The sequence below is a fragment of the Paraburkholderia sp. genome, from assembly GCF_034668105.1.
In the GTDB taxonomy this organism is placed as follows: Bacteria; Pseudomonadota; Gammaproteobacteria; order Burkholderiales; family Burkholderiaceae; genus Paraburkholderia.
This window is the reverse complement of the sequence record NZ_JAXDPY010000147.1, coordinates 1-5,376: the sequence shown is the minus strand read 5'-3', so window position 1 is coordinate 5,376 and position 5,376 is coordinate 1. Positions and strand designations below refer to the sequence as shown.

Here is a 5,376-nt window from a genome sequence, read left to right as displayed (position 1 = left end):
GCGGCATTGGTGATCATCGTGCCGGTCTTGGTCAACTCGGTGAAGCCGATGATCGATGCCAGCGCCGTGCTTTTCACAACCTGCACGAGAAAGCCGACCGTCGGCGCCACAGCGATCTTCAGCGCCTGCGGCCAGACGATATAGCGCAGTTGCTGGCCGAACGTCATGCCGAGACTCGCCCCCGCGGCCCATTGACCGCGCGGCACGGCTTCCACGCAGCCGCGCCAGATATCGACCAGATAGGCGCTCGTATAAAGCGTCAGCGTGACGGTCGCCGCCACCCAGGGCGAAACATCCACACCCAGCAACGGCAGCCCGAAGAACGCCAGGAACAGTTGCATCAGCAACGGCGTGCCCTGAAACACTTCCACGTACACGACGACGATCCGGCGCAGCCACGCGATCGGCGACACGCGCATCGCGAGCAGGATCAGCCCGACCACACCGCCGCCGACAAACGCGATCAACGACAACAGCACCGTCCAGCGGGCGGCGAGCAACAGATTGCGGGCGATGTCCCACAGCGTGAATTCGACCATGATCAACGCTCCGTGGGCAGAGTGCGGGCGCCGCGCCACATCAGGCGGGTGCGCCAGTTACGCGGTGCGTTGTCCGCACCTCGCGCCGCGCGGCCGGCAAACAGTCCGCGGCCAAACCGGTTCAACAACTGGCGCAACAGTATCGACAAGGCCAGATACGTTGCGGTGATGATCAGATAGCTCTCGAACGAGCGGAAGTTGCGCGACTGAATGAAGTTGGCCGCGTAGGTCAGATCGGGCACGGAGATCTGCGAGACCACCGCCGAGCCGAGCATCACGATCAGCACCTGGCTCAGCAGCGCGGGAAACACGTTGGCGAGCGCCTGCGGCAGGACGACGTAACGGAACACCTGGCGTCCATGCAGGCCGAGTGCTTGCGCTGCCTGCACCTGGCCACGCGAAATCGAATCGATGCCGGCGCGCACGATTTCGATCGCATACGCGCCGAGATTGACGGTCATCGCCAGAATCGCGGCCTGCACCTCGTCGATACGAATGCCGAGGCTCGGCAAGCCGAAGAAGATGAAGAACAACTGGACGATGAACGGCGTATTGCGGATCAACTCGACGTACGTCGCGACCACCCAGCGCGCCCACTTCGGGCCGGCCACCGCGATACTCGCGCCGCCAATCCCGACGAGACCGCCGAGCACGGTGGATATGGCGGTCAGCCCAAGCGTGACGGCGACGCCGCGCGCGAGCAGCCCCGCATAGAGGCCGAAGCCGCTGAAATCGAACGCATAGGTCATGGTGCGGCGCTCATCATGAGGTCAAACTCCGACGCAACCGCCCCGCGGGAAGTCCCGTTGGGAACATCCGAAGGAACGCCCCGTGTGGGGCACTCCGAAGGACGTTCCCGAGGGAACCGGCGTGGACGGTGCGCGCAATAAAGGTTCAGAGATCGGCCGGCAGCGGCGCACGCAGCCATTTCTGCGAAATCGCGTTCATCGTGCCGTCCTTGCGGGCCTTGGCAATCGTGTCGTCGACTTTCTGCTTCAGACGCGGCTCGTTCTTGTTCAGTCCGACGTGGTCCGGCGAGCTGAACAGCGAGAACTTCTGCTCCGGATCGTTCGCCGGATGACGCGCGAGAATGGTTGCGCCGACGTCGTTGCCGACTACCATCAACTGTACCTGACCAGAAAGAAACGCCGAAATAGCGCCGTTGGGATCGTCGAAACGTTTGATGTTCGCCGTGGGCGGCGCGATCTTGGTGACGCTCAGGTCTTCCAGCGTGCCGCGCGCGACCGAAATCGACTTGCCGGCGAGGTCGGCGGCGTTCTTCACGGGCAGCGCTTTCGGGCCGAAGACAGCGAGGTAGTAGGGCGCGTAAGGCTGCGAGAAGTCGATCACTTTTTCGCGCTCCGGCGTCTGGCCGACTGAAAGCAACATGTCGGCTTTGTGATCGGCGAGGTAGGCCATGCGGTTGTCGCCCGTCACTTGCACGAGTTCGACTTTCGCGTTCAACGCCTTGCCGATCAGATTGGCGACGTCGATGTCGTAGCCCATCGGCTTCATATCCGGGCCGATCGAGCCGAACGGCGGATAATCCTCGAATACGCCGATGCGCACCGTGCCGGACTTCGCGATGGTGTCGAGCGCATCGGCTTTGGCGGCCGACGGAAACGCGCACAAGGCACCGAGGCCGGTGAAGGCGAGTGCCGCGGCGAGAGTGGCGACGACGCGGCGGGTGCTGTTGCGGGCAACTTGCGGTTGATTCATGGTCTTTCCTCTGTCGAAAACTCGGTATTGGAATGGGTGTCGATGAGCGCAGGGGTAAGCGCATCCGCGAGCGCTGCGCGGATTAACGAGCTTAATGTGCCGCCCGCGCGGCAATCAGTTTGCACGCGTGCGGTGGCAATTCCGCGAGCACCGGCATGCCGGGCGTCAGTCCCGGCGTTTCGCGCGGGGTGGTCGCGGCGGTTAGCGTGAAGCCGGCGCAATCGATCGTCGCTTCGAGCGACGCTCCCACGTCGCGGATAAAAGTCACCGTGCCCGCGAGCCGGTTCGGCGCGGCATCCGCGGACGCCGACTTGACGCACACGTCCTCCGGCCGGATCAGCAGACGGATATCGCCAGTGGACTCCGGCACCCGCGCCGGTTGCGCAACGGCGATGCGCCGGCCGCCCGGCAAACTGACACTGCCCGCGCCGTCGTAGGTGACCGGCAGGATGTTCCCCAGACCGATGAAATCAGCGACGAATTCGCTGACCGGGTCGCGATAGATATCGAGCGGTTTGCCGACCTGCGCAATCCGGCCTTTCTCCATCACCACGATTTCGTCGGCCATCGTCATTGCTTCGCGTTGATCGTGCGTGACCATGATGGTCGTGATGCCCAGGCGCTGTTGCAGCAGCCGGATTTCGACCTGCATCGCTTCGCGCAGTTTGGCGTCGAGCGCGGAGAGCGGTTCGTCGAGCAGCAGCAGTTTCGGTTGCGACGCGATTGCGCGCGCGATCGCCACGCGTTGCCGCTGGCCGCCGGAGAGTTGCGTGACGGGCCGGTTCGCCATATGCGGCAACTGGATCAACTCCAGCAATTCGGTGACGCGGCGCGCTTGCGCGTCTTTCGCGGTCTTGCGCAACCTGAGCGGATACGCGACGTTTTGCGCGACCGTCATATGCGGAAACAGCGCGAGCGACTGAAACACCATGCCGAAGTCGCGCTGATTGGCGGGCAGGTGCGTGATGTCGCGGCCGGCGAAATCGATGCTGCCCGAGCTCGGCGTTTCCAGCCCGGCGATCATCCGCAGCAGCGTGGTCTTGCCGCAGCCGGATGGCCCGAGAAAGCACACCAGCTTGCCGTCGGGCACGCTCAGATCGATGTTGTCGACGGCATATGCCGCGTTGAAGCGCTTGGTCACGGCCTGCAAGGTCAGATGGGTCATCGAATGCTCCAGCAAGAAAGCGTCAGCGCAGCGCGAATTGAAACGTGGTCGAGGGTGGTCAAAGAGCCACGCCTTCGTCGCCGATCAGCTTTTCAAGCAGCCAGATCAGCGCGAAGTCGATCGCGACGATGAATACGGCAAAACAGAACACGGTCGGATCGAGCGACGACACCGTGCGGCTGTAGAGCCACACCGGCAAGGTCATCGTGTCGATGCCGTACAGGAAGAACGTCACCGTGAATTCGTTGAACGAGACGATGAACGCGAACAACATGCCGGCGAGAATGCCGGGGCGCATCAACGGCAGGATCACGTCGAGCAGCGCGCGGGTCGGACTCGCGCCCATCACGCAGGCGGCTTCCTCGAACTCGGGGCCGATCGAGGCCACCGACGCCGCGCAATTTTTCACGGTGAACGGCAGCGCCAGAATCACATGCGCGATGATCAGGCGGAATACGCCGAGTTCGACCGGCAGCACGTTGAACACCAGCAGCAGCGACAAGCCGAGCATCACCAGCGGATAGACGAGCGGCAACGCCACCAGTTGTTCGACCGCGGGCTTGCCGCGGAAACGGTAGCGGCTCAGTGCGTAGGCGGCCGGCACCGAGACGAGCGTGGCGATCACCATCGTCGAGAGCGCGACGATCAGGCTCGTGCTGAGCGCGGCGCCCATCGAGAGCGAGTCGCTCGCGTCCGGCGAGACGAAGCTGTGCCACGCCGCGCGATACCAATGCAGGCCGTAGGCGTGCGGTGGGAATTCAAGCGTGTCGGCGGCGCTGAACGACATGGTGATCATCGTCAGGATCGGCAGCGCGGCGAGGAACAACACGATCGCGGCGAGCAACGCGGTGGCCTTGCCGAGCTGCCCTGGCATGGTATTCGGCAAACGCGGCAGGCGTGGTGAACCCGGTGAGCCCGATGTACGTGTCAGGCGCGGTGTCTGGATCGGCGTGCTCATGCGTGAGGCTCCTCGGCGAGACGTTGCGTGCGGCGCACGAGCCGCTGCGACAGCGCCATCACAGTCAGCGTCGCGATCATCAGGACGACGCCCGATGCGGACGCGGCGGGCCAATTGAGCAAGGGCGCGACCTGGTCGTGGACCAGCACGGCGAGCATCGGCACGCGGCGTCCGCCCAGTAACAGGGGCACGGCGAAAGCGCTGGCGTTGTATGCGAACACCAGCAGGGCGCCGGACACGAGTCCCGGCATAGCGAGCGGCAGCAACACGTGACGCAGCGTTTGCCAACGCGTCGCGCCGAGCGTGGCCGCGGCTTCTTCATACGAGCTCGAGACCGCGCGCATGGCACTCGACAACGGCAGCACGGCGAGCGGGAACGCCGTCTGAATCAAACCAAGCAACACGCCGTGTTCGCGATACAGCCACATCACCGGACGATCGACGAGGCCGCTGCCGAGCAGCGCATGATTGAGCAGGCCGGCCGGACCGAGAATGATCAGCCAGCCATAACCTTGCAACAGCAGATTGACGAGCAAGGGCAGCAGCACGCCGGCCAGCAGCAGCCGCCGCGCGAGCCGCGATTGGGTGCGCGCCATCGCCAGAGCGACGGGAATCGCCAGCAGCACGGCGCAGACCATGCTCTGGAACGCGAGCTTCAACGTGAGCCACAACGACTTCAGGAAATAGCCGTCGAGGAGATCCGCGTAGTTCTGCAGCGTGAAGCCATGCCATTCGTTGCCTTGCGTGCCGAAGCTCATGCGCAGTACGACGAGCGCTGCCGCGCCGAGGATGGCGAGAAACAACAGGATCGGCGTGAGCAGAATCCAGGGACGCGCTTTCGTCAGCATGGCGGCGGCGGGGTCGGGCGATGCGTCGGCAGAGATGCCGCGCGCGGCGGGGGCAGTGTCGGACATCATTCCCGACGCCGCGTCGGACGACATTCTGGAAGCGGTGTCTCGAGCAGCTTCCGAGGCCGCTTCTGAAGTCACTTCCGA

General features: G+C 64.2%; 6 protein-coding genes. All 6 read right to left on the bottom strand.

Going from position 1 to position 5,376, the window contains the following annotated elements; all coding sequences use genetic code 11:
* Positions 1 to 539 (bottom strand): amino acid ABC transporter permease (locus QOC89_RS06760; RefSeq protein WP_323044317.1); only part of this gene is annotated, 539 nt, incomplete at its 3' end.
* A gap of 2 nt (positions 540 to 541) precedes the next feature.
* A complete protein-coding gene (locus QOC89_RS06755; RefSeq protein ID WP_323044316.1) occupies positions 542 to 1,288 on the bottom strand; it encodes an amino acid ABC transporter permease in 747 nt (248 codons plus the stop codon).
* A 145-nt stretch (positions 1,289 to 1,433) separates the two neighbouring features.
* Positions 1,434 to 2,258 carry a transporter substrate-binding domain-containing protein gene (locus tag QOC89_RS06750; RefSeq protein WP_323044315.1) on the bottom strand — a complete coding sequence of 275 codons (825 nt, stop codon included), beginning with the start codon at positions 2,256 to 2,258 and terminating at the stop codon, positions 1,434 to 1,436.
* Between the two features lie 91 nt (positions 2,259 to 2,349).
* A complete protein-coding gene (locus QOC89_RS06745) occupies positions 2,350 to 3,423 on the bottom strand; it encodes an ABC transporter ATP-binding protein (protein WP_323044314.1) in 1,074 nt (357 codons plus the stop codon).
* A 58-nt stretch (positions 3,424 to 3,481) separates the two neighbouring features.
* Positions 3,482 to 4,381 carry an ABC transporter permease gene (locus QOC89_RS06740; RefSeq protein WP_323044313.1) on the bottom strand — a complete coding sequence of 300 codons (900 nt, stop codon included), beginning with the start codon at positions 4,379 to 4,381 and terminating at the stop codon, positions 3,482 to 3,484.
* Positions 4,378 to 5,295, bottom strand: a complete 918-nt coding sequence (locus tag QOC89_RS06735) for an ABC transporter permease (protein ID WP_416340367.1) — start codon at positions 5,293 to 5,295, stop codon at positions 4,378 to 4,380. Before QOC89_RS06735 ends, QOC89_RS06740 begins: the two co-directional genes overlap by 4 nt.
* Positions 5,296 to 5,376: the final 81 nt, after the last annotated feature.

Coding starts and splice junctions, on each gene's coding strand:
- QOC89_RS06755 (WP_323044316.1), bottom strand. CDS start 1,288: ATGACCTATGCGTTCGATTTCAGCGGCTTCGGCCTCTATGCGGGGCTG.
- QOC89_RS06750 (WP_323044315.1), bottom strand. CDS start 2,258: ATGAATCAACCGCAAGTTGCCCGCAACAGCACCCGCCGCGTCGTCGCC.
- QOC89_RS06745 (WP_323044314.1), bottom strand. CDS start 3,423: ATGACCCATCTGACCTTGCAGGCCGTGACCAAGCGCTTCAACGCGGCA.
- QOC89_RS06740 (WP_323044313.1), bottom strand. CDS start 4,381: ATGAGCACGCCGATCCAGACACCGCGCCTGACACGTACATCGGGCTCA.
- QOC89_RS06735 (WP_416340367.1), bottom strand. CDS start 5,295: ATGTCCGACACTGCCCCCGCCGCGCGCGGCATCTCTGCCGACGCATCG.